Here is a 19,964-nt window from a genome sequence, read left to right on the forward strand (position 1 = left end):
AAACGGATTACTTGGCTTTACCCGTACCTTCGACTTCTTCCTGCATGCGCTTCAAGCCGATGTGCTTAACATCGGTGCCACGCACCAGATAGATGACCAGCTCAGCGATGTTGCGAGCATGGTCGCCAATGCGTTCCAGCGAACGCAAGGCCCAGATGATATTCAGCACGCGCGCGATCGAGCGCGGGTCTTCCATCATGTAGGTCACCAACTCACGCAGTGCGGTCTTGTATTCGCGGTCGACCGTTTTGTCGTACTGCGCCACGGACAGCGCAAGATCCGCGTCGAATCGGGCGAAGGCATCCAGCGATTCCTGCACCATCTTGCGTACCTGGCCGCCGATATGGCGTACCTCAACATAACCACGAGGCGCCTCGCCCTCTTCACAGAGCAGAATGGCGCGCTTGGCAATCTTGGTCGCCTCATCACCAATACGCTCAAGGTCGATAACCGACTTGGAGATGCTGATGATTAAGCGCAGGTCAGAGGCCGCAGGCTGACGGCGGGCCAGGATGCGCACGCACTCTTCATCGATATTGCGCTCCATCTGGTTGATCTGGTCATCGATTTCACGCACTTGTTGAGCCAGGCCCGAGTCGGCCTCGATCAGCGAGTTGACCGCGTCATTGACCTGCTTCTCAACCAGGCCACCCATTGCCAGAAGGTGGCTGCGCACCTCTTCGAGCTCGGAGTTGAACTGCTGTGAAATGTGATGAGTAAGACTGTCTTTATTAATCATGCTCAAGCCCTTGCGACGCGAAATTAGTTAAATACAAAAGGGTTACTTGCTAAACATCAATGCCGATCGAGCTTTTGCTCTTACCCCTCCAACGATTCCAAAACCGGCCTTTGCTTGGGGCGCCGAGCAAGAAGGCGATCGCAGGCAGTACTAGCATCGCCGCCGCAGCTCAGCGACGTCAGGCATGGCCGGGGCGATCAACCGTAGCGACCGGTGATGTAGTCCTCGGTCTGCTTCTTGGCCGGGTTGGTGAACAGGGTATCGGTGTCGCCGTATTCGATCAGCTTGCCCATGTACATGAACGCGGTGTAGTCGGACACCCGCGCCGCTTGCTGCATGTTATGGGTCACTATAACGATGGTGTACTTGGACTTCAGTTCGTAGATCAACTCTTCAACTTTCAGGGTCGAGATCGGATCGAGCGCCGAGCATGGCTCATCCAGCAGAAGGACTTCTGGCTGGACCGCCACGGTGCGGGCAATCACCAGGCGTTGCTGCTGGCCGCCGGACATACCCAATGCGGACTCGTGCAGGCGGTCTTTGACTTCATCCCACAAGGCTGCGCTTTTCAGCGCCCACTCGACGGTTTCATCCAGCACACGCTTCTGGTTCACACCCTGGATGCGCAGGCCGTAGACCACGTTCTCGTAGATGCTTTTCGGGAAGGGGTTCGGCTTCTGAAACACCATGCCGACACGGCGGCGCAAGTCAGCCACGTCCTCGCCCTTGCGGTAGATATTGGTGCCGTCGAGGTTGACCTCACCTTCAACGCGGCAGCCATCGACCAGGTCGTTCATCCGGTTGAACGTGCGCAGCAGGGTCGATTTACCACAACCCGAGGGGCCAATAAACGCAGTAACGCGCTGCTTGGGGATGTCCATCTTGACATCGAACAGCGCCTGTTTATCACCGTAGTACAGGTTCAGGCCCGGCACTTGGATGGCAGTGGTTTCTTTACTTAGATCTAGGCCCTGTTTCTCACGGCCAAGGGCGGAGATGTCGATACCATGGGTCGGTGTACTGTGCTGCATGAGACGCTCCCTACGCTGAGGAACCACTGAAAACGACTGCGTTTGCTCCGTTTTCAAGGTTCCTGATAGTTCGTTGATCGGACGCTGCACACCAGGGTGCAGCGCTCAAAATGCTTAATGATCCAGCGCTTTGTACTTCTCGCGCAGGTGGTTACGAATAAACACTGCACTGAGGTTAAGCAGCGCGATTACCAGCACCAGCAGCAACGCAGTGGCATACACCAAAGGCCGTGCGGCTTCAACGTTCGGGCTCTGGAAGCCCACGTCATAGATATGGAAGCCCAGGTGCATGATCTTCTGATCCAGGTGCAGGTAGGGATAGTTACCATCCACCGGCAGCGCCGGGGCCAGCTTGACCACACCCACCAGCATCAGCGGCGCAACTTCACCCGCCGCGCGGGCCACGGCCAGGATCAAGCCTGTCATCATCGCCGGACTGGCCATTGGCAACACTACTTTCCAAAGGGTTTCGGCCTTGGTTGCCCCCAATGCCAGCGAACCTTCACGCAATGCAAGCGGGATACGCGCCAAGCCTTCCTCAGTCGCGACTATCACCACTGGCACGGCAAGAATAGCCAGGGTCAAGGATGCCCAAAGCAAGCCTGGAGTACCAAAGGTTGGCGCTGGCGCAGCTTCCGGGAAGAACAGCGAGTCAATCGACCCGCCCAGCACGTAGACGAAGAACCCCAGGCCAAACACCCCGTACACAATCGCCGGGACACCCGCCAGGTTGTTCACCGCAATGCGGATGATGCGGGTCATTGGCCCTTGCTTGGCATACTCGCGCAGATAGATCGCGGCCAGAACGCCAAATGGGGTAACAATCACCGCCATGATCAAGGTCATCATCACGGTGCCGAAGATCGCCGGGAAAATACCACCCTCGGTGTTAGCTTCGCGAGGCTCGTCACTGACGAACTCCCATACCTTGGAGAAGTAGAAACCCAACTTTTCAGTGGTACCCATGGCATTGGGCATATAGGCGCGAACCACAGTGCCCAGGCTCATTTCCTTCTCTGTGCCGTCTACCGTCTTGAGGGTCACGCTGTCGCGATTGAACTGGTTATGCAGGTCGAGCAGTTGTGCTTCCAGCACTTTGTATTCGGCATCCCACTGCGCACGCTCGGCATCCAGGTTGGCCTGGCTGGTTGCGTCCAGTTGCTTATCCAGCTCCAGCTTGCGCTGTTTAAGGCGCAAGCCTTCAAGACCGTAGTTGATCCGACCAATGTCCTTCTTCTGCAGCGTCGAGATTTGGCTGTATAACTGGTCGATCCGGGCTATTCGCTTTTGCAGCTCATCCCAGGCAGCATCGCCCTCAGCGACCAACTTGCCGTTTTCCTTGACGTTGACCAGGTAACCGTAGAAGTTGCCCCACTCACGGCGCTCTACCGCCACTATGTCTTTCGGCGTGCTGGCATCTTTCATCCACTCGTCGACAACCCAGCTGAAGTCCGCACCGTTGATGTCACGGTTACCGACCTTGAACAGCTCACGGGTCATAAATTCGCCGCCCTGCACATCAACAGGCAAGCCTGCAGAGGCCAGGCGCGCACGCGTTACCTGTTCAGCCTGGACCAGTTCGCCTGCCATCAAGCGCGGCGCTTCACCCGGTACTTGATAGGAGGCCTGGATCACATCAGCAGGCCAAAAGTGCGCCAAACCGCGAGTAGCAATGACGGCAAGCAGGCCTACGGTCATGATCACGGCAATGGATACACCACTGGCGGTCATCCAGACCCAGGGCGAACCACTCTTGAACCAGGATTTGAGATTTTGCTTTTTCACGTTCACGGACGTCTACCTTCCTGAGTCTTAGAGCGAGGCGTATTTCTTACGCAGGCGGGTTCGAATGACTTCTGCCAACGTGTTCATCACGAAGGTAAAGCTCAACAGCACCAGCGCAGAAAGAAACAGAATTCGGTAATGGCTGCTGCCGACTTCCGATTCAGGCATCTCGACCGCAACGTTGGCGGCCAGGGTCCGCAACCCCTCAAAAATGTTCATGTCCATAATGGGCGTATTACCGGTGGCCATCAGTACGATCATGGTTTCGCCCACGGCGCGCCCCATGCCGATCATCAGTGCCGAGAAAATGCCCGGGCTGGCGGTCAGGATCACCACGCGAGTCAGGGTTTGCCACGGCGTGGCGCCGAGTGCCAGCGAGCCGAATGTCAGGCTCTTGGGCACGCTGAACACGGCATCTTCAGCAATGGAGTAGATATTCGGGATCACTGCAAAACCCATTGCCAGGCCAACGACCAAGGCGTTGCGCTGGTCGAATGCGATGCCCAGGTCGTTGCTCAGCCATGAGCGCATATCGCCGCCGAAGAACCAGTTTTCCATGTGCCCGCTCATCGACAATGAAACCGTGCCGATCAGCAGAATCACCGGGATCAGCAGCGCAGCTTCCCAACCTTCCGGCACCACCAGGCGGATGCGCTCAGGCAGGCGACTCCATAGGAAAGCGGCAACCAGCACCCCTATCGGCGTCAGCAACAACAAGCTGAATATTCCGGGCAGGTGCCCCTCGACATAAGGCGCGAGAAAGAGTCCGGCAAAGAAGCCAAGGATGACCGTTGGCAGTGCTTCCATCAGCTCGATGACCGGCTTGATCTTGCCGCGCATGGCCGGTGCCATGAAGTAGGCGGTGTAGATTGCCGCGCAAATGGCCAGTGGTGCAGCCAGCAGCATGGCATAGAACGCGGCCTTGAGCGTACCGAAGGTCAGGGGCGCCAGGCTCAGCTTCGGCTCAAAATCGCTGTTGGCTGAGGTTGACTGCCAAATGTACTTTGGCTCGTCGTAGCTTTCGTACCAGACCTTGCCCCACAAGGAGCTCCAGGAAACCTCTGGATGGGGGTTATCGACCTTGAACGTTTGCAACTGCCCGCCAGACTCGATCAGTACGCGTTTGGCCCGTGGCGACAAAGCCGCAACGCTGGCCCCTTTTGCAACAGGATCAATCAACAATGTGCGGTGCGCCGTGCTGTGGAACAGGCCCAGGTTGCCTTGGCTGTCCATTGCCATAAAGCCCTTGCGGCGCTCTTCGGGCATGAACTGAGTGATCGGGCTGTCCTTCATCTGGAAACCACGGATATGGGTCAGCACAGACTTGCCGTCGTTATCACGCACCATAAACCACTGGGCGATGCCACCTTTGCTATCGCCGACCAACAGCGAGATGCCCCCCAGGAGCGGGCTGACTGTAGTCACCTCGGCATCGCCTTTAAGCAGCTGGTATCGGCCGTTCAGGGTCTTGCTGCGCAGGTCGAACACATCGGCGGTGCCCTTGCCATTGAACACATACAGCCATTGGTGGCGTGGGCCGATAATCATCGCCTTGATCGGCTCCGCGATCTGCGGTAAATCAACAGCCTGCTGCTCCTGGCTGGTTTCACCGGTGAACTGGTTTTCTTCATTGACGATCGACAGTACGTGCAACTCGGTGCCTGTCGAACCGGTCAGCAATACATTGTCGCCATTGATGCTAACGGCTACATGCTCCAGCGCACGGCCTTGGGGATCGAGCTTGATTGGCTCTTCACCAAAGGGGTACTGAATGACCGGGGTGATGGTTTTGACGTTATTCGGGTAGGTCACCGCATAGTTCTGCTTGAACACCAGCGCGCTGCCGTCAGACAGGCCGACTACGGTACGGCGGCTGCCGGGCTGGTCTTCACTGAATGAGGAGATGCTTACACCTGCCGGGATTGGCAAATCAATGCTGTTCAGCAGGGCGCTGTCTTTGAGCTTGAAAAACTGCACATGGCCGTTGCTGTTCAAACGCATCGCGACCTTGTTCTGCTCTTCAACCGCAAGCATCAGCGGAGCGCCCTGATCTGCAAGCCAGGCTGGCTGCTGGGCTTTATGTGCAGTGAGATCAGCACCGGAGAAAATCGGCATCACCACATAGGCGAGGTAGAAGAAAATCAGGGTGATGGTTGCCAGCACCGCCAGCCCGCCAATCGAAACGTACCACCGCGCCATACGGTCCTTGAGCGCACGTGTACGGCGCTTACGCAGCAAGACAGGCGTATTGAAGTCGATTCGTTGGCTGCTATCGGGGGATGTGTTCATGAATTCATTGGCCAAGTCGTTCATTCGAGGATCTCTGGGCGGTTGTGGGCGCGCGCCTTGAGTCAGCGGAGGCACAAATCTAACGGTCTTATATGACAGATAGGTTACAGCCCGATGACGCGACAACGCCCACACTCAACTCTGAGCGCGGGCGTCGGTACATCAGATCATTTCACGCAACCAGGCGCTGCTTAGAGCTGCAGTTCCTTCATGGTTTTCTCAACCACTTTGGCTGGTAGCGGGATATAACCATCCTTGACTACAACTTCTTGACCCTGCTTGGACAGAACCATTTTCAGGAACTGCGCGTCGAGCGGGCTCAGAGGCTCGTTCGGCGCCTTGTTGACATAGACGTAGAGGAAGCGCGACAGCGGGTATTTGCCCGACAGTGCGTTGGTTTCAGTGGCCTCTTCGGCTTTGCCTTGCTTGTCGACCAGGGCTACAGCGCGAACGCTGGAGGTTTTGTAGGCAATGCCCGAGTAACCAATGGCATTAACGGTGCTGGAGATCGACTGAACCACCGAGGCAGAGCCTGGCTGCTCGTTAACGTTGGAACGGAAGTCACCTTTGCACAGCGCTTCTTCCTTGAAGTAACCGTAAGTGCCGGATACCGAGTTACGGCCAAACAGTTGGATCGGCTTGCTCGCCCACTCGCCGGTCATGCCAGCGTCACCCCAGGTCTTGATCTCCTTAGCTTCGCCACACAGGCGAGTTGCCGAGAAAATCGCATCAACCTGAGCCATGGTCAGGCTTTTGATTGGGTTGTCCTTGTGTACGAACACAGCCAGGGCATCGATAGCAACCGGAACCGGGGTCGGCTTGTAGCCGTATTTTTCTTCGAATGCTTGCAGCTCGGCATCTTTCATCTTGCGGCTCATCGGGCCGAGGTTGGAAGTGCCTTCAGTCAGCGCCGGTGGCGCAGTAGAGGAGCCTGCCGCCTGAATCTGGATGTTTACGTTCGGGTAGAACTTTTTGTAGTTCTCGGCCCAAAGGGTCATCAGGTTAGCCAGGGTGTCAGAGCCGACGCTCGACAGGTTACCGGATACGCCGGACGTTTTTTCATAGGTCGGCAGAGCCGGGTCGATAGCGGCAACCGCGGTGGCGGTTGTAACGCCAGCGGCGACAAAAGTCATGGCCGCCATCAAACGCTTAAGTTTCATGCCTTGCTCCTAGCAGAATTAGTGTTGGATGGAACGGGCCCAAGTATCTTCAGGCCGTGTGACCAATCTATGAAAACAATGTGACAGTTAGATGACGTCTACTATTAATTTGCCTGCATTGCTGCCCACTCCAGGACCTGAGGCCCTCAAGATCAGCAATGACCAAGGCGAAAACCGATTACATACGGGGGCTACACATTCAGAATCAGCCAGTTGTTGCGGGGTCCAGCAGTGCAATAGCGCTCACAGCACCTGAATTTGTGGCTTATTGATGGCTTAAAGTCGCCCAGCGACCACTCAGTCGGTATACTCGCCATGCGCTTGACTTCAGCGCTCCATAACAACAACCGCGCCGCGAGCTGTTACGTCTATGAATGACTTCGAACAGGATGACCCAATCCCACAAGGTGATTTAGCGCTGCAAATCACTGCATTGCCCCGTGAAACCAATGGCTTTGGTGATATTTACGGTGGCTGGCTCGTCTCCCAAATGGATCTGGCGGGCACCGCCATGGCGAGCAAAGTCGCGGGGGGACGCGTGGCCACAGTGGCCGTTGACCGCATGGCCTTCATGGTCCCGGTTGCCGTTGGCGCGCAGTTATCCTTCTACACCCAGGAGCTTGAAGTCGGCCGCAGCTCGATACAGATGCTGGTCGAAGTCTGGAGCGACGACCCACTCTCCAGCGAGTGGCGCAAGGTTACCGAGGCCGTTTTTGTCTTCGTCGCGATAGATGGCAGCGGACGAACCCGTCCAGTGCCGCCACGGCGCTAAGCAAAGTAAACGCCACCCTCAGCCAGCAAATCGCACACAAAAACGCCGGCTATTGAGACGGCGTTTTTAATTGCGCTACAAAGGTCCCCGGTATTAACCGCGAATGTTGTAGATATCCTTTTCGTTTTCCTCGGCATACTTATACAGGCGCTCGAGGTATGCCTTCTGTTGCGCCCACACCTTGGTCGCGGCAGGGTCAGCGGCAGCAGTGGCATCAACCACTTCAGCCGAAATGCCCTTGAGCTTGGCCAACACATCATCAGGCAGGCGGCGTACTTCGACGCCCTCTTTCTTGAGCTGCTCCATGGCTTCCATGTTACGGGCGTTGTAGTCGTCGAGCATGTCGCCATTGATGTCACGCGCAGCGGCGCGCACGATAGCTTGCAAGTCGGCAGGCAGCATTTCCCATGCCTTGATGTTGACGTCGAGCTCGAAGGTGACGTTCGGCTCCTGCCAACCTGGCGTGTAGTAGTACTTGGCTGCCTTGTGCAGGCCCAGCGCCTGGTCGTTGTAAGGACCAATCCACTCGGTAGCATCGATCGCACCGGTTTGCAGCGCAGTGAAAATCTCACCGGCCGGCATGTTGACCACGGTACCGCCCATCTTGGTCAGCACTTCGCCGCCCAGACCCGGCGTCCGCATTTTCAGGCCCTTGAAGTCATCAACCGAGTTGATTTCCTTGTTGAACCAGCCCGCAGTCTGCACCCCAGTCGCGCCACAGGCCATCGGCAGGACACCAAAGGGCTTGTACACCTCCTCCCACAACTGCAAGCCACCGCCCTTGTGCAGCCAGGCGTTCATTTCTTGCGCGTTGGGGCCAAATGGCAGGGCACAGAAGAACTGCGCAGCAGGCACTTTGCCTTTCCAGTAGTAAGGAGCGCCATGACCCATTTCTGCAGTACCGCGCGAAACAGCGTCGAATACTTCCAGCGCAGGAACCAGCTCACCGGCCGCATAGACTTTAACGGTCAGGCGGCCTTTACTCATTTCATTAACCAGTTTGGCGAAATTTTCTGCGCCAACACCCACACCTGGGAAATTTTTTGGCCAAGAAGTGACCATTTTCCAATGGAACGTTTCTCCACCGCCGCCTTCTTGGGGCTTGGCCGCGCTGCCTGCAGCGACTTCTTTGCTGCAATCAGCTTCATTGTTACAACCCGCCAAGGCAGTGGCGGCAAAGCCCACACCAGCTGCTGCGAGAATTTGACGACGTTTCATGCAATGCTCCTTCTTGTTGTATTGGTCTTAGTACAGGATCACTGTCAGCAGACCGCGCCTGAGTAACATAGGGCGAAGTGACTCTCAAGCCTAGTAGATGCGACTAAAGTTGTAGTGCCATTGCTGCATGATCACGAGCTGCCTAGAATCACCGGCCTGCCCGCTTTCTCACCCATAACGATAAGGACTCACCATGTCCGACAAGCCCCCCCTTTTGCTCCAACTTGCGCGCATTATCGATGCGTTAAACAAACGCTTTGGCCAGGCCTGTGCCTGGCTAACGGCATTTCTGGTTATCGGAACAGCCATTGTAGTCGTCCTGCGCTACGGCCTGGGAATCGGCGCCACGGCGCTGCAAGAAGCCGTCCTGTATGCACACGCCCTGGTGTTTATGGGTGCAGCAGCCTGGACACTTCAGCGCAACGCGCACGTACGCGTGGATATCTTTTACCAGAAATTCAGCAGCAAACGCCAAGCCCTGGTGGATATTCTCGGCACGCTGCTGTTTCTACTACCGCTTTGCCTGTTCCTGGGCTGGAGTAGCTGGGACTATGTCGCCAACTCCTGGGCCACGAAAGAGGCCTCAAGCGAGTCAGGTGGCCTGCACTTCGTCTACCTGCAAAAAAGCATCATCCTGATTCTGGTTGCCGGCCTGGTCCTGCAAGGAATCTCCGACATCATCAAAGCTTTTTACATGCTCGCCGGTCGTTTGCCCGAGCCGGAGGTGAAGCATGGTTGAGTTAATGCCGATTCTGCTGTTTATCTGCATCTGTCTGGCGCTTATGGCCGGTTATCCGGTCGCATTTACCCTGGGCGGCGTGTCGCTGCTGTTCGCCGGTATTGGCATAGTCACCGGTACTTTCGACGCCACCTACCTCAGCGCACTGCCCAACCGTTTATTCGGCATCATGAACAACCAGACGATGCTGGCGGTGCCGCTATTCGTGTTCATGGGTGTGATGCTGGAGAAATCCCGTGTCGCCGAAGACCTGCTCGAATCCATGTCGCGACTGTTCGGCACCCTGCGCGGCGGTTTGGCCATTTCGGTGTGCGTGGTCGGAGCCTTGCTTGCCGCCAGCACCGGTATTGTCGGCGCAACCGTGGTAACCATGGGTTTGCTTGCGTTGCCAACCATGCTGCGTCGCGGCTATGACCCGGCAATCGCAACCGGCACATTGGCCGCGACCGGCACACTGGGGCAGATCATTCCGCCTTCGATCGTCCTGGTATTGCTCGGCGACGTCATGTCCAGCGCCTACCAGCAGGCGCAGTTGAAGATGGGTATCTTCTCGCCAAAGACGGTCTCGGTCGGCGACTTGTTCGTCGGGGCATTCCTGCCTGGTATGTTGCTTGTTGGCCTGTACATTCTGTACATCATCGGCGTGGCGATTTTTCAGCCAAAGAAACTCCCGGCACTGCCACAAGAGGAGCTCGGTCCAATTGAATGGGGCAAGCTGGCAAACGCCCTGATTCCACCGCTGATACTTATTGCAGCAGTACTCGGCTCGATTCTCGCGGGTTATGCAACACCAACCGAAGCAGCGGCGCTTGGCGCATTGGGCGCTATGGTCCTGGCGACGCTCAAAGGCAAGCTGAACTTCACCCAGTTGAAAGAAGTTGCCTACGGCACCACCGAAATCAGCTCCATGGTGTTCATGATCCTGATTGGCGCCTCGCTGTTCTCCCTGGTCTTCCGCGGCTTTGGCGGCGAAATCCTGATCGAGGAGGTTTTCGCCCAGCTGCCAGGTGGCGTGCTTGGCGCCTTCTTCCTGGTGATGGTGGTGATCTTCTTCCTGGGCTTCATTCTCGACTTTATCGAGATCACCTTCGTGGTGGTGCCTATAGTCGGCCCGGTATTGCTGGCCATGGGCCTGGACCCGATCTGGCTGGGGGTAATGATTGCACTCAACCTGCAAACATCCTTCCTCACCCCACCATTCGGCTTTGCCCTGTTCTACCTGCGGGGCGTAACACCGGCATCGGTTGCAACCAGCACCATCTACAAAGGTGTGCTGCCGTTCATCCTGATCCAGATCTTCCTGCTGGCCATCGCCTACGTATTCCCGGGGCTGATCACTTGGCTGCCGGAGCAGGTGTACGGCAACTAACGCAACACGCTTTGGTCAAAACGCCCGTACTTGTTACGGGCGTTTTGCATTGAGGCACAGGCCCGCTGCCCACAACCAGGGCATTGAATATCCATGTGCAGGAGAATCTGATGACGTCAGGCGTTGAACGTATTAAACAGGGCTCGCTGGATTGCTGGAGCTTGCGCTTCAACAACAGCAAATTACTGATTGCCCAGCAAGGCGCCCAAATCCTCTGTTACGGGCATGAAGGGGACAGGCCAATCATCTGGCTCAGCGAAGAAGCCAGGCTGGAACCCGGTAACAGCGTGCGCGGCGGCGTGCCCGTGTGCTGGCCCTGGTTCGGCGATTTGCAACGCAACCCGCAAAGCATCCAAGCCATGCACCAACAGCCGCAACAGGCCAGCGCACACGGCCTTGTACGCAGCATTGACTGGTCCCTGGCTGGAATTGAACAGCATGAGCAGGCAGCCTGCATCAGCTTCAGCTACAACACCCTTGAGCAGCCGCTAGCGCATTGGCCACATGCAGCCGAACTGAGACTCAGTGTGCGCCTCGGTGAACATCTGAGCATCAGTCTGGCCTGCCGCAACCTTGGCGAACAGCCACTGAGCTTCAGCCAGGCGCTGCATACTTACTTCGCGGTCAGTGACATCCATACCGTGGGCGTTGAGGGTCTAGAAGGTTGCGACTACATCGAGACGCTGGACAACTGGCAAACCCTCACCCAATCCGGAACCTTGCATTTCAGCGGTGAAACCGACCGGATTTACCTGCACCCGCCGGCCAAGCTGCAGATCTGCGACCCTGGCTGGCAGCGCACCATCAACCTGCTCAGCAGTGGCTCGCAATCGGCAGTGGTCTGGAATCCATGGATAGATAAAGCCCGGCGCTTATCACAATTCAATGACGCGGCCTGGCAACGGATGCTCTGCATCGAGCATGCAAACGTACTTGAGGACATGGTAACGCTGGCCCCGGCAAGCGAACATCAATTGCATCTCGACATCTGGGTCGACAAATAACCAATAATCAACCATTTACATCTAGCAATTAACCTAAAAACATATTTGAAGGCAAAAAGCCATTATTGACTGCAACCAGCAAGCTCCGGCCAAGTTATTTGGCTTATAACTTCAAAAGTCATTTGTGACCTAACCCTACCTTTAGATCTGTACTGTTTCACATAATTAAATATCCACCCAAAGGATATCAGCCTGGGCTTAAATAGCTATAAGCGCCTGATAGCGCGGTGACACCACTGAGACAGGCTTAAGTTCTGAACTTTAGTACCAATAAATTCAGGCGATGATATATTGCCTATCAGACGCGAGGCCTATAGGATGCGGGCCTCAGAGACGTTTGCGCAACTTATTGCACATACAATGTGCGCAAAAAGTTGCGCACTTTTAGTGTCAGCTTATAGCAATTAATGTGAACTAAGCTGCATTTATGTGTTCGCCACACTATACCGAGTCAGGGAATGACCTATTCGAGTACGCTGTCTGCACGCTATCTATCGCTTGCAAACACGCCCATATCAGCCAACAACTTTGCTGGCAGCGATATTCGCTATTCAACTGAATACGAACATCTCGAAAGCGAACTTCGCAAAGCAAATGCTTTGCATGAAGTGGCGACGATTGACTGGCAAAAAGTACTCGACTCCAGCGAATTAATCCTTACCAGCCACTCCAAAGATATCCGGGTAACAGCCTGGTTGGCCTGGGCGCTTTACCAGCGTGAATCCTTTGCCGGCCTGCACGCGGGGATCGTACTTTTACATGCACTTTGCACCCGCCATTGGGCCGATCTCTACCCGCAAAAGGCACGCACCCGGGCTGCAGCAATCAGCTGGTTGACCCCACGCCTGGAACAAGTCCTTGCCGCTGACGTCCCGGTTGGCGAAAGGCTTGATCTGTTCGGTGATCTGGCGGCAAAACTACGCGAGCTTGAAGGCTATCTGTCCGAACAACTTGGGACTGATGCCCCCTTGCTGCTGCCACTGTGCAGACGGCTAGAAGAACAAATCAAGCGAGCAAGCCAAAGCAAGCAGGATTCAAACAAAGGCGTCGCCGGCGCGCTTGCCCAGGTCAAGCAAACCGCAAGCAGCCTGCTGCATGCCTCAACATCGGTCGATAGCGAAAAAGACGCGCACAAACAGTTGCGCAGTCTGCAAGACCAGTCGCGCCCGCTGTGTGCCTATTGGCTCAAGCAAAAGGTCAGTGACGTGCGCGCCTTGCGGCTGTCCAGGACCCTGCTGTGGTTGCCCATCGACAGCTTGCCGGAGCGCAATGCCGACAAGGTCACCGGCCTGCGTGGCCTGCCTGTGGATAAGTTGAAAGCCTATCAGGAGCGCTATCAGCAAGGGCAATACGCCGACCTGCTTGTGGACCTCGAAACCAGTATTGCCAGGGCTCCCTTCTGGCTTGATGGCCAGCATCTCGCCTGGCAATGCCTGCAAGGCCTGAATGCAGAAGCGGCGGCACTTGAAATCGAAATCCAACTGGCCTTGTTCATGCAACGCATGAGCGGTCTCGAAGAGCTGCAATTTCACGACGCCACGCCTTTTGCAGACGAGCAAACCCGGGCCTGGCTAAGTTCACACGTAATGCCCCACGTTACGCCCCAGCAACCAGTCAGTGCTCCGGTTGCCAGCGGCGGCGATAGCCAGCGCGCCTGGGATGAAGCCCTGCAAGAGGCTTTACCCCTGTTGCGCAAAGAGGGTTTGAAGCCAGCCGTGCAACAAATCAAGAAAGCCATGGAGTCCGCCCGTGGCGGTCGCGAAACCTTTTTCTGGCAACTGACGCTCGCCAGGCTGTGCTTCAGCGCCAAAAAGTATGAATTGGCCAAGACCCAACTCGACACCCTTGACCAGATGATTCAAAGCTCAGGCATTGCTGCCTGGGAACCCGATCTCGCCCTCGAAGTCCTGCACATGCTGCATAACTGCTGCGAATTGTTGCCGCAGAACCATGCTGTGCGCGAACACAAGGATGAGATCTACCGCAGGTTGTGCCACCTCGACCTCGAAGTGGTGCTGGACTAGGCCCTCGGGCCATAACCGAATAGGAGAACTCCCATGGCCAAAGAAGGCTCAGTTGCACCTAAGGAACGGATTAACGTCACTTTTAAGCCCGCCACTGGCGATGCCCAGGAAGAAATCGAGCTGCCGCTGAAATTGATGGTGTTGGGCGATTTCACTCAGCGTCAGGACGACCGCAAGATCGAAGATCGTAAACCGATCAGCATCGACAAGAACACCTTCGACGAAGTGCTCGAGAAGCAGGAGTTGAGCCTGACCTTTGCAGTGCCTAACCGCCTGCAGGAAGACAGCGCCGACGAAGAGCTCGCCGTGAAGCTGAACATCAACTCGATGAAAGACTTCAACCCCGCCAACGTGGTTGAGCAAGTGCCAGAGCTGAAGAAGCTGATGGAACTGCGTGACGCCCTGGTCGCCCTCAAAGGTCCGCTGGGTAATGCCCCGGCCTTCCGCAAAGCCATCGAAAGCGTATTGGCCGACGATGACTCTCGCGACCGCGTACTCGGTGAACTCGGACTCGCTGCCCAAGGCAAGCTTGAATCCTGATCGCAATTAACAAGGAAGCTATTAGATGAGCACTAGCGCAGCAAAAGACACCGGCGGCCAAGCTACCGAAGTCGGTCTTCTGGACCAAATCATCGCTGAAACCCGACTGACGCCAGACGACGAAGCCTATGACATCGCCAAGCGTGGCGTGTCGGCGTTCATTGAAGAGTTACTCAAACCGCAAAACCAAAATGAGCCGGTCAAAAAGGCCATGGTCGACCGCATGATCGCGGAGATCGACGCCAAGCTCAGCAGCCAGATGGACGAGATTCTGCACAACCAGAACTTCCAGGCACTGGAATCTTCATGGCGCGGCCTGAAACTGCTGGTCGATCGCACGGATTTCCGCGAGAACACCAAGCTGGAGCTGATCAACGCCTCCAAGCAAGACCTGCTCGAAGACTTCGAAGACAGCCCGGAAATCGTTCAGTCAGGCTTGTACAAGCACGTCTACACCGCTGAGTATGGCCAGTTCGGTGGCCAGCCAGTGGCGGCCATTATCGCCAACTACTACTTCGACCCAAGCTCGCCAGACATCAAGACCATGCAATACGTGGCCAGCGTTGCATCGATGTCGCATGCGCCATTCATTGCCGCCGCACGTCCTAAGTTCTTCGGCCTGGAAGCCTTCACCGGCTTGTCTGACCTCAAGGACCTCAAGGATCACTTCGAAGGCCCGCAATTTGCCAAGTGGCAGAGCTTCCGCGAGCAAGAAGATGCCCGCTATGTCGGCCTGACCGTACCGCGCTTCCTGCTGCGTAACCCGTACGACCCGGAAGAGAACCCGGTCAAAAGCTTCGTTTACAAGGAAAACGTCGCCAACAGTCACGAGCATTACCTGTGGGGCAACACCGCCTACACCTTCGCCAGCAAGCTGACTGACAGCTTTGCCAAGTTCCGCTGGTGCCCGAACATCATCGGCCCGCAAAGCGGCGGCGCGGTTGAAGATTTGCCACTGCATCATTTTGAAAGCATGGGCGAAATCGAAACCAAGATTCCAACCGAAGTGTTGGTATCCGACCGTCGCGAATACGAACTGGCTGAAGAAGGCTTTATCGCCCTGACCATGCGTAAAGGGAGCGACAACGCAGCATTCTTCTCGGCCAACTCGACGCAGAAGCCAAAGTTCTTCGGCAACAGCGCAGAAGGCAAGAACGCAGAGCTCAACTACAAGCTCGGCACCCAGTTGCCGTACCTGTTCATCGTCAACCGCCTGGCGCACTACTTGAAAGTGCTGCAGCGCGAGCAAATCGGTTCGTGGAAAGAGCGCACCGACCTCGAGCTGGAACTGAACAAGTGGATTCGCCAGTTTGTCGCCGACCAGGAAAACCCGAACGCAGAGATCCGTGGCCGTCGTCCACTGCGTGCAGCTCAGGTTGTGGTCAGCGATGTTGAAGGCGAGCCAGGCTGGTACCGCGTCAGCCTGAACGTGCGCCCGCACTTCAAGTACATGGGTGCGGACTTCACCCTGTCGCTGGTTGGCAAGCTGGATAAGGAATAAGCATCCATGTCATACGGCAGTCTATTTGAACGCATAGGTGGTGAACTTGATCGACGCGCCGGTTGGACGCGTGAAGCAAGCGCCATGGCGTCGGTGGCTGCCCACCTGGCAAAAATGCTCAGCACCCGGGCCGGCAGCGTGCAAACGCTCGCCGACTACGGGTTGCCCGATCTCAACGATATGCGCTTGTCATTGCACGACTCGTTGCAACAGGCGCGTATCGCTATCGAACGCTTTATCGAGGCGTACGAACCCCGTTTACGTGAGGTCAAGGTTGTGTCTATGCCGCGCGACCATAACCCACTGAATTTGGCCTTCGCGATTGAAGGCCTGCTTGAAGTAGCCGGCGTCAAGCGCCGCGTCAGTTTCGCTGCCAGCCTGGACGGCAGCGGCCAAGTCACCGTTAACGCAGGAGAGCCCCGTGTCTGGTAAACCCGCCGCGCGAATCAGCGATATGACCGCCTGTTCAGGTCATAACAAAAACCCAATCGTAGAAGGTTCTTCCGACGTGCTGTTTGATGGGCTGGGAGCCGCCCGTCTCGGGGACAAAACCGCATGCGACAGCGCGATCAGCAGCGCCGTGATTCCGAACGTGCTGATCAACGGCAAACCCGCAGCGGTGCTCGGCTCAACGGCCAGCCATAACAACAACCCGATCGTAACAGGCTCCGGCACAGTGGTGATTGGCAGTTCGCATACAGCAGCGGAGTTTATTGCGCCTGCGCAAATGGCCACAAAGGAGGGCAATACCTCCAGCTAATACCTTGGCCAGACAAGCGCGATATTGATCGAAAGCAAAGTATCCCAGCGTAATTTTGGAGATAACGGTTGCGGTCACCGACGTTCAAGTAATCGCGATGTTGTTTTATCTGCGCCGCAACATCCGCTTCGTACAGGTTTTTGCAGGAAAAAGCGGTGCGCTCAAATTATTGGCAATTACCACCACTGGGAAAATCTCGCCCTGACGCGAGAGCCCTGAAGCGCCTTTCCATTAACTGCCCAATCAAGGATTGATCCGTGTCTTTTAACCACTACTACCAGAGCGAACTCACCGCCCTGCGCCAACTGGGCAAGCGATTTGCCGAGCGCAATCCGGCGTTGGCGCCGTTTCTTGGGCAGAGCGGTCGCGACCCGGATGTGGAGCGTTTGCTGGAAGGCTTCGCCTTTCTCACCGGGCGCTTGCGGCAAAAGCTTGATGATGAACTGCCAGAGCTGACCCACTCGCTGATGCACTTGCTGTGGCCAAACTACATGCGCCCATTGCCGGGTTTCAGCATGCTCCAGTTCGAGCCCCTGACACGTCCAGGCGCCGCTCAATCTGTACCGCGTAACACACCGGTTGAAGCAAAGCCGATTGAGGGTGTTACCTGTCAATTCCGCACAGCCTACGACACCGATGTGTTACCGCTGGCGATGAGCGCCCTGCAGTACTCGGTCAAAGGAATGGGCGCGGTGCTCAGCCTGAAAATGCAGATGAGCGCCGACGGCAATATCGCTGACCTGAACCTGACCAAGCTGCGTCTGCACCTGGCCGGCGAGCGCTACATCAGCCAGATGCTGTACCTCAGCCTGCTACATCACTTGGGCAGCATCCAGGTGGTGCTGCTCGACGACAAAGGCAAGCCCATCCTGCGCGACCCAAGAGAAGTCGCGGTGCCCAGCCTGACCCTGAGCGCCAATCAGGTCAAGCCGGTTGGTTTTGCCGAAGACCAGGCACTGATCCCCTATCCGCTCAACACCTTCCGCGGCTACCGCTACCTGCAGGAATATTTCGCTTTCCAAGAGAAGTTCATGTTTGTTGATCTGTTTGGCCTGGACGGCTTGAAGCAGGTTCCGCAGGAGGTCATGGAGCAAGCCCGGGGTATCGAGTTGCGTTTTGATATCAATAAGGCCGGTGAGCAGCGAATTCGTCCAACCCTGGATAACGTGCGGCTCTACTGCACCCCGGTGGTCAACCTGTTCGAGCATGACGCCACACCAATTCGCCTGGACGGCAAACAGGATCGCTACCTGCTGCTGCCTGCCGAACTAAGCACCAAACATTGCGGGGTGTTCTCGGTTGACCGGGTGACTGGCTGGAAACCCGGTGGCCAGGGTTATGAGGTCTATGTGCCCTTCGAATCTTTCGAACACGACGCAAGCTTCGATGTCGGCACCGCCCGTCCCCACTACAGCGTGCGCCAGGAAACATCCCTGCTCAGGGAAGGCACCGATACCTGGCTCAGTTTTGGCCTGCGCGATGAAGCCGAGCACGAGACACTATCGATCGAGTTGACCTGCACCAATCAGAGCCTGCCGAGCAAATTGGCCCTTGGTGATATTTGCGTACCCAGCGAGAAAACCCCGGGTTTCCTGCACTTTCGCAACATCAGCGCCGTGACCCCAAGCTACGCACCGCCATTGAATCGCGACTTCCTGTGGAAGCTGATTTCCAACATGTCGCTCAACTATTTGTCACTGGCCAACGTTGAGGCGCTGAAAGTCATTCTCGAAACCTACGACTTGCCGCGCTACTACGACCAACACGCCGAGAAAGTCAGCAAACGCTTGCTTGATGGCTTGAAAAGCATTCGCCACACCCATGTCGACCGCCTGGAACGCGGGCTGCCGATACGTGGCGTGCGCACCGAAATGACCATCGACCCAGATGGCTACATCGGCGAAGGCGATCTGTTTTTGTTCGCATCGGTACTTAATGAATTTTTTGCCCTTTACGCCAGTTTGAATTCCTACCACGAGCTTCGCGTAAACAGTACTCAGGGAGAGGTCTACACAGGGACGCCACGCATGGGGCTACAGCCCCTGCTATAAGCCGGCTTAGCCGGGGCATCCGCGAGTACAGCCTGTTCCAGGGTGTGCAGTTGGTGCTCAAACGATTGCAAGAAGCGCATCCCGAGCTGGATGAGGAGTCCTTGCACCTGCACCTTGAGTTGCAGGCTAACCCAAGCCTTGGTTTCCCTGGGAGCGACATCGAGCGCGTTGAATTCATCGAGGAAAACGGTGAGTTGCGAGCGCGCATGCGCATCAACCTGGTCAGCCTCATTGGCTCGGGTTCGCCGCTGCCCGCCTTTTATGGCGAACAAGCCCTGGGGGACGGTGAAGACGGCAATCCAACCCGTGATTTTCTTGACCTGTTCAATAACCGTCTACAGCGCTTGCTGCTGCCGGTTTGGCAAAAATACCGATACCACTCGCGCTTCAAGACCGGGGCGCTGGATCAATTTTCGCAACAGCTGTTTTCATTGATCGGCTTGCGTGGGGAAAAAATCCGCGCAACCTCGGAACTCAACTGGAAACGCCTGCTGCCGTACCTGGGCTTACTCAGCTTGCGTGCCCACTCGGCAGCGCTGATCGAGTCGGTGTTGCGTTACTACTTCAAGCATTCCGATGTGTATATCGAGCAGTTCATCGAGCGTCGCGTCGAGATCCTAGCCGAGCAGCGCAACCAGCTCGGTACAGCCAACAGCATGCTTGGCGAAAGCCTGGTGCTGGGCGGCTGGGTACGCGATCGCGGCGGCAAGTTCCGCGTCCATATTCGCGAACTGCAGTGGGACATGTTCCAGCAATTTCTTCCCGTGGGCAGTGGCTACAACCCACTTTGCGCATTGGTCCGCTTCCCCCTGCGTGATCCAATGGATTACGACATCCGCCTGCAACTGCGCAAAGACCAGATCAAAGAACTGCGCATTGGCAATGACAATTTGTGCCGTCTCGGCTGGACCAGCTGGCTCGGCTGCGACAACGCCGATGGCATCGTCACGCTCGGCAAAAGAGCTCATTAAGGACAGATGAA

General features: G+C 56.3%; 17 protein-coding genes. 11 read left to right on the top strand and 6 right to left on the bottom strand.

Going from position 1 to position 19,964, the window contains the following annotated elements; genetic code table 11:
- Positions 1-7: 7 nt before the first annotated feature.
- From phoU to PSES9_RS0113515, 5 genes are all read right to left on the bottom strand, one after another.
- On the bottom strand, positions 8-739 hold the full coding sequence (phoU, locus tag PSES9_RS0113495) for a phosphate signaling complex protein PhoU (protein WP_010487707.1): 732 nt from the start codon (positions 737-739) through the stop codon (positions 8-10).
- A gap of 197 nt (positions 740-936) precedes the next feature.
- Complete coding sequence (gene pstB / locus PSES9_RS0113500; protein WP_010487708.1) at positions 937-1,770, bottom strand: phosphate ABC transporter ATP-binding protein PstB; 834 nt, start codon at positions 1,768-1,770, stop codon at positions 937-939.
- 114 nt (positions 1,771-1,884) lie between these two features.
- Positions 1,885-3,501 carry a phosphate ABC transporter permease PstA gene (pstA, locus tag PSES9_RS0113505; protein ID WP_425439603.1) on the bottom strand — a complete coding sequence of 539 codons (1,617 nt, stop codon included), beginning with the start codon at positions 3,499-3,501 and terminating at the stop codon, positions 1,885-1,887.
- 81 nt (positions 3,502-3,582) lie between these two features.
- On the bottom strand, positions 3,583-5,868 hold the full coding sequence (locus PSES9_RS0113510) for an ABC transporter permease subunit (RefSeq protein ID WP_010487710.1): 2,286 nt from the start codon (positions 5,866-5,868) through the stop codon (positions 3,583-3,585).
- A gap of 167 nt (positions 5,869-6,035) precedes the next feature.
- Complete coding sequence (locus PSES9_RS0113515; protein ID WP_010487711.1) at positions 6,036-7,004, bottom strand: phosphate ABC transporter substrate-binding protein PstS family protein; 969 nt, start codon at positions 7,002-7,004, stop codon at positions 6,036-6,038.
- A gap of 370 nt (positions 7,005-7,374) precedes the next feature.
- Between PSES9_RS0113515 and PSES9_RS0113520 the strand changes: the two genes are divergently transcribed.
- Complete coding sequence (locus PSES9_RS0113520; RefSeq protein WP_010487712.1) at positions 7,375-7,776, top strand: acyl-CoA thioesterase; 402 nt, start codon at positions 7,375-7,377, stop codon at positions 7,774-7,776.
- Positions 7,777-7,869: 93 nt separating this feature from the next.
- Here PSES9_RS0113520 and PSES9_RS0113525 read toward each other — a convergent pair whose 3' ends face one another.
- Positions 7,870-8,994, bottom strand: a complete 1,125-nt coding sequence (locus tag PSES9_RS0113525) for a TRAP transporter substrate-binding protein (protein ID WP_010487713.1) — start codon at positions 8,992-8,994, stop codon at positions 7,870-7,872.
- Between the two features lie 193 nt (positions 8,995-9,187).
- Here PSES9_RS0113525 and PSES9_RS0113530 point away from each other — a divergent pair, with 193 nt between their 5' ends.
- From PSES9_RS0113530 to tssG, 10 genes are all read left to right on the top strand, one after another.
- Positions 9,188-9,733 (top strand): TRAP transporter small permease subunit, encoded by a 546-nt coding sequence (locus PSES9_RS0113530; protein WP_010487714.1) that lies wholly within the window; start codon positions 9,188-9,190, stop codon positions 9,731-9,733.
- The gene (locus PSES9_RS0113535) at positions 9,726-11,102 is read left to right on the top strand and encodes a TRAP transporter large permease (protein ID WP_010487715.1); all 1,377 of its coding nucleotides are present in this window, start codon (positions 9,726-9,728) and stop codon (positions 11,100-11,102) included. The genes PSES9_RS0113530 and PSES9_RS0113535 overlap by 8 nt, the downstream gene beginning before the upstream one ends.
- A 107-nt stretch (positions 11,103-11,209) precedes the next feature.
- The gene (locus PSES9_RS0113540; protein WP_029529548.1) at positions 11,210-12,106 is read left to right on the top strand and encodes a D-hexose-6-phosphate mutarotase; all 897 of its coding nucleotides are present in this window, start codon (positions 11,210-11,212) and stop codon (positions 12,104-12,106) included.
- Between the two features lie 458 nt (positions 12,107-12,564).
- Positions 12,565-14,130: a type VI secretion system protein TssA gene (tssA, locus tag PSES9_RS0113545; RefSeq protein ID WP_010487717.1), complete on the top strand. Its 1,566-nt coding sequence runs from the start codon at positions 12,565-12,567 to the stop codon at positions 14,128-14,130.
- A 33-nt stretch (positions 14,131-14,163) separates the two neighbouring features.
- Entirely contained in the window at positions 14,164-14,670 is a 507-nt protein-coding gene (tssB, locus tag PSES9_RS0113550; RefSeq protein ID WP_010487718.1) for a type VI secretion system contractile sheath small subunit, read from the top strand.
- A gap of 25 nt (positions 14,671-14,695) precedes the next feature.
- Complete coding sequence (gene tssC, locus PSES9_RS0113555; RefSeq protein ID WP_010487719.1) at positions 14,696-16,171, top strand: type VI secretion system contractile sheath large subunit; 1,476 nt, start codon at positions 14,696-14,698, stop codon at positions 16,169-16,171.
- Positions 16,172-16,177: 6 nt separating this feature from the next.
- Entirely contained in the window at positions 16,178-16,603 is a 426-nt protein-coding gene (gene tssE / locus PSES9_RS0113560; RefSeq protein WP_010487720.1) for a type VI secretion system baseplate subunit TssE, read from the top strand.
- A complete protein-coding gene (locus tag PSES9_RS23575; protein WP_010487721.1) occupies positions 16,593-16,931 on the top strand; it encodes a PAAR domain-containing protein in 339 nt (112 codons plus the stop codon). Before tssE ends, PSES9_RS23575 begins: the two co-directional genes overlap by 11 nt.
- Positions 16,932-17,188: 257 nt before the next feature.
- Positions 17,189-18,982 (top strand): type VI secretion system baseplate subunit TssF, encoded by a 1,794-nt coding sequence (tssF, locus tag PSES9_RS0113570; RefSeq protein WP_010487722.1) that lies wholly within the window; start codon positions 17,189-17,191, stop codon positions 18,980-18,982.
- Positions 18,979-19,953 carry a type VI secretion system baseplate subunit TssG gene (tssG, locus tag PSES9_RS0113575; RefSeq protein WP_029529549.1) on the top strand — a complete coding sequence of 325 codons (975 nt, stop codon included), beginning with the start codon at positions 18,979-18,981 and terminating at the stop codon, positions 19,951-19,953. Before tssF ends, tssG begins: the two co-directional genes overlap by 4 nt.
- The last annotated feature ends 11 nt before the right edge of the window (positions 19,954-19,964 follow it).

This window comes from Pseudomonas sp. S9 (assembly GCF_000222125.1).
Classification (GTDB): Bacteria; Pseudomonadota; Gammaproteobacteria; order Pseudomonadales; family Pseudomonadaceae; genus Aquipseudomonas; species Aquipseudomonas segetis.

Bases quoted from the DNA above. Each gene is read 5' to 3' on its own strand.
- phoU (WP_010487707.1), bottom strand. From the start codon at position 739: ATGATTAATAAAGACAGTCTTACTCATCACATTTCACAGCAGTTCAAC.
- pstB (WP_010487708.1), bottom strand. From the start codon at position 1,770: ATGCAGCACAGTACACCGACCCATGGTATCGACATCTCCGCCCTTGGC.
- pstA (WP_425439603.1), bottom strand. From the start codon at position 3,501: ATGACCGCCAGTGGTGTATCCATTGCCGTGATCATGACCGTAGGCCTG.
- PSES9_RS0113510 (WP_010487710.1), bottom strand. From the start codon at position 5,868: ATGAACGACTTGGCCAATGAATTCATGAACACATCCCCCGATAGCAGC.
- PSES9_RS0113515 (WP_010487711.1), bottom strand. From the start codon at position 7,004: ATGAAACTTAAGCGTTTGATGGCGGCCATGACTTTTGTCGCCGCTGGC.
- PSES9_RS0113520 (WP_010487712.1), top strand. From the start codon at position 7,375: ATGAATGACTTCGAACAGGATGACCCAATCCCACAAGGTGATTTAGCG.
- PSES9_RS0113525 (WP_010487713.1), bottom strand. From the start codon at position 8,994: ATGAAACGTCGTCAAATTCTCGCAGCAGCTGGTGTGGGCTTTGCCGCC.
- PSES9_RS0113530 (WP_010487714.1), top strand. From the start codon at position 9,188: ATGTCCGACAAGCCCCCCCTTTTGCTCCAACTTGCGCGCATTATCGAT.
- PSES9_RS0113535 (WP_010487715.1), top strand. From the start codon at position 9,726: ATGGTTGAGTTAATGCCGATTCTGCTGTTTATCTGCATCTGTCTGGCG.
- tssA (WP_010487717.1), top strand. From the start codon at position 12,565: ATGACCTATTCGAGTACGCTGTCTGCACGCTATCTATCGCTTGCAAAC.
- tssB (WP_010487718.1), top strand. From the start codon at position 14,164: ATGGCCAAAGAAGGCTCAGTTGCACCTAAGGAACGGATTAACGTCACT.
- tssC (WP_010487719.1), top strand. From the start codon at position 14,696: ATGAGCACTAGCGCAGCAAAAGACACCGGCGGCCAAGCTACCGAAGTC.
- tssE (WP_010487720.1), top strand. From the start codon at position 16,178: ATGTCATACGGCAGTCTATTTGAACGCATAGGTGGTGAACTTGATCGA.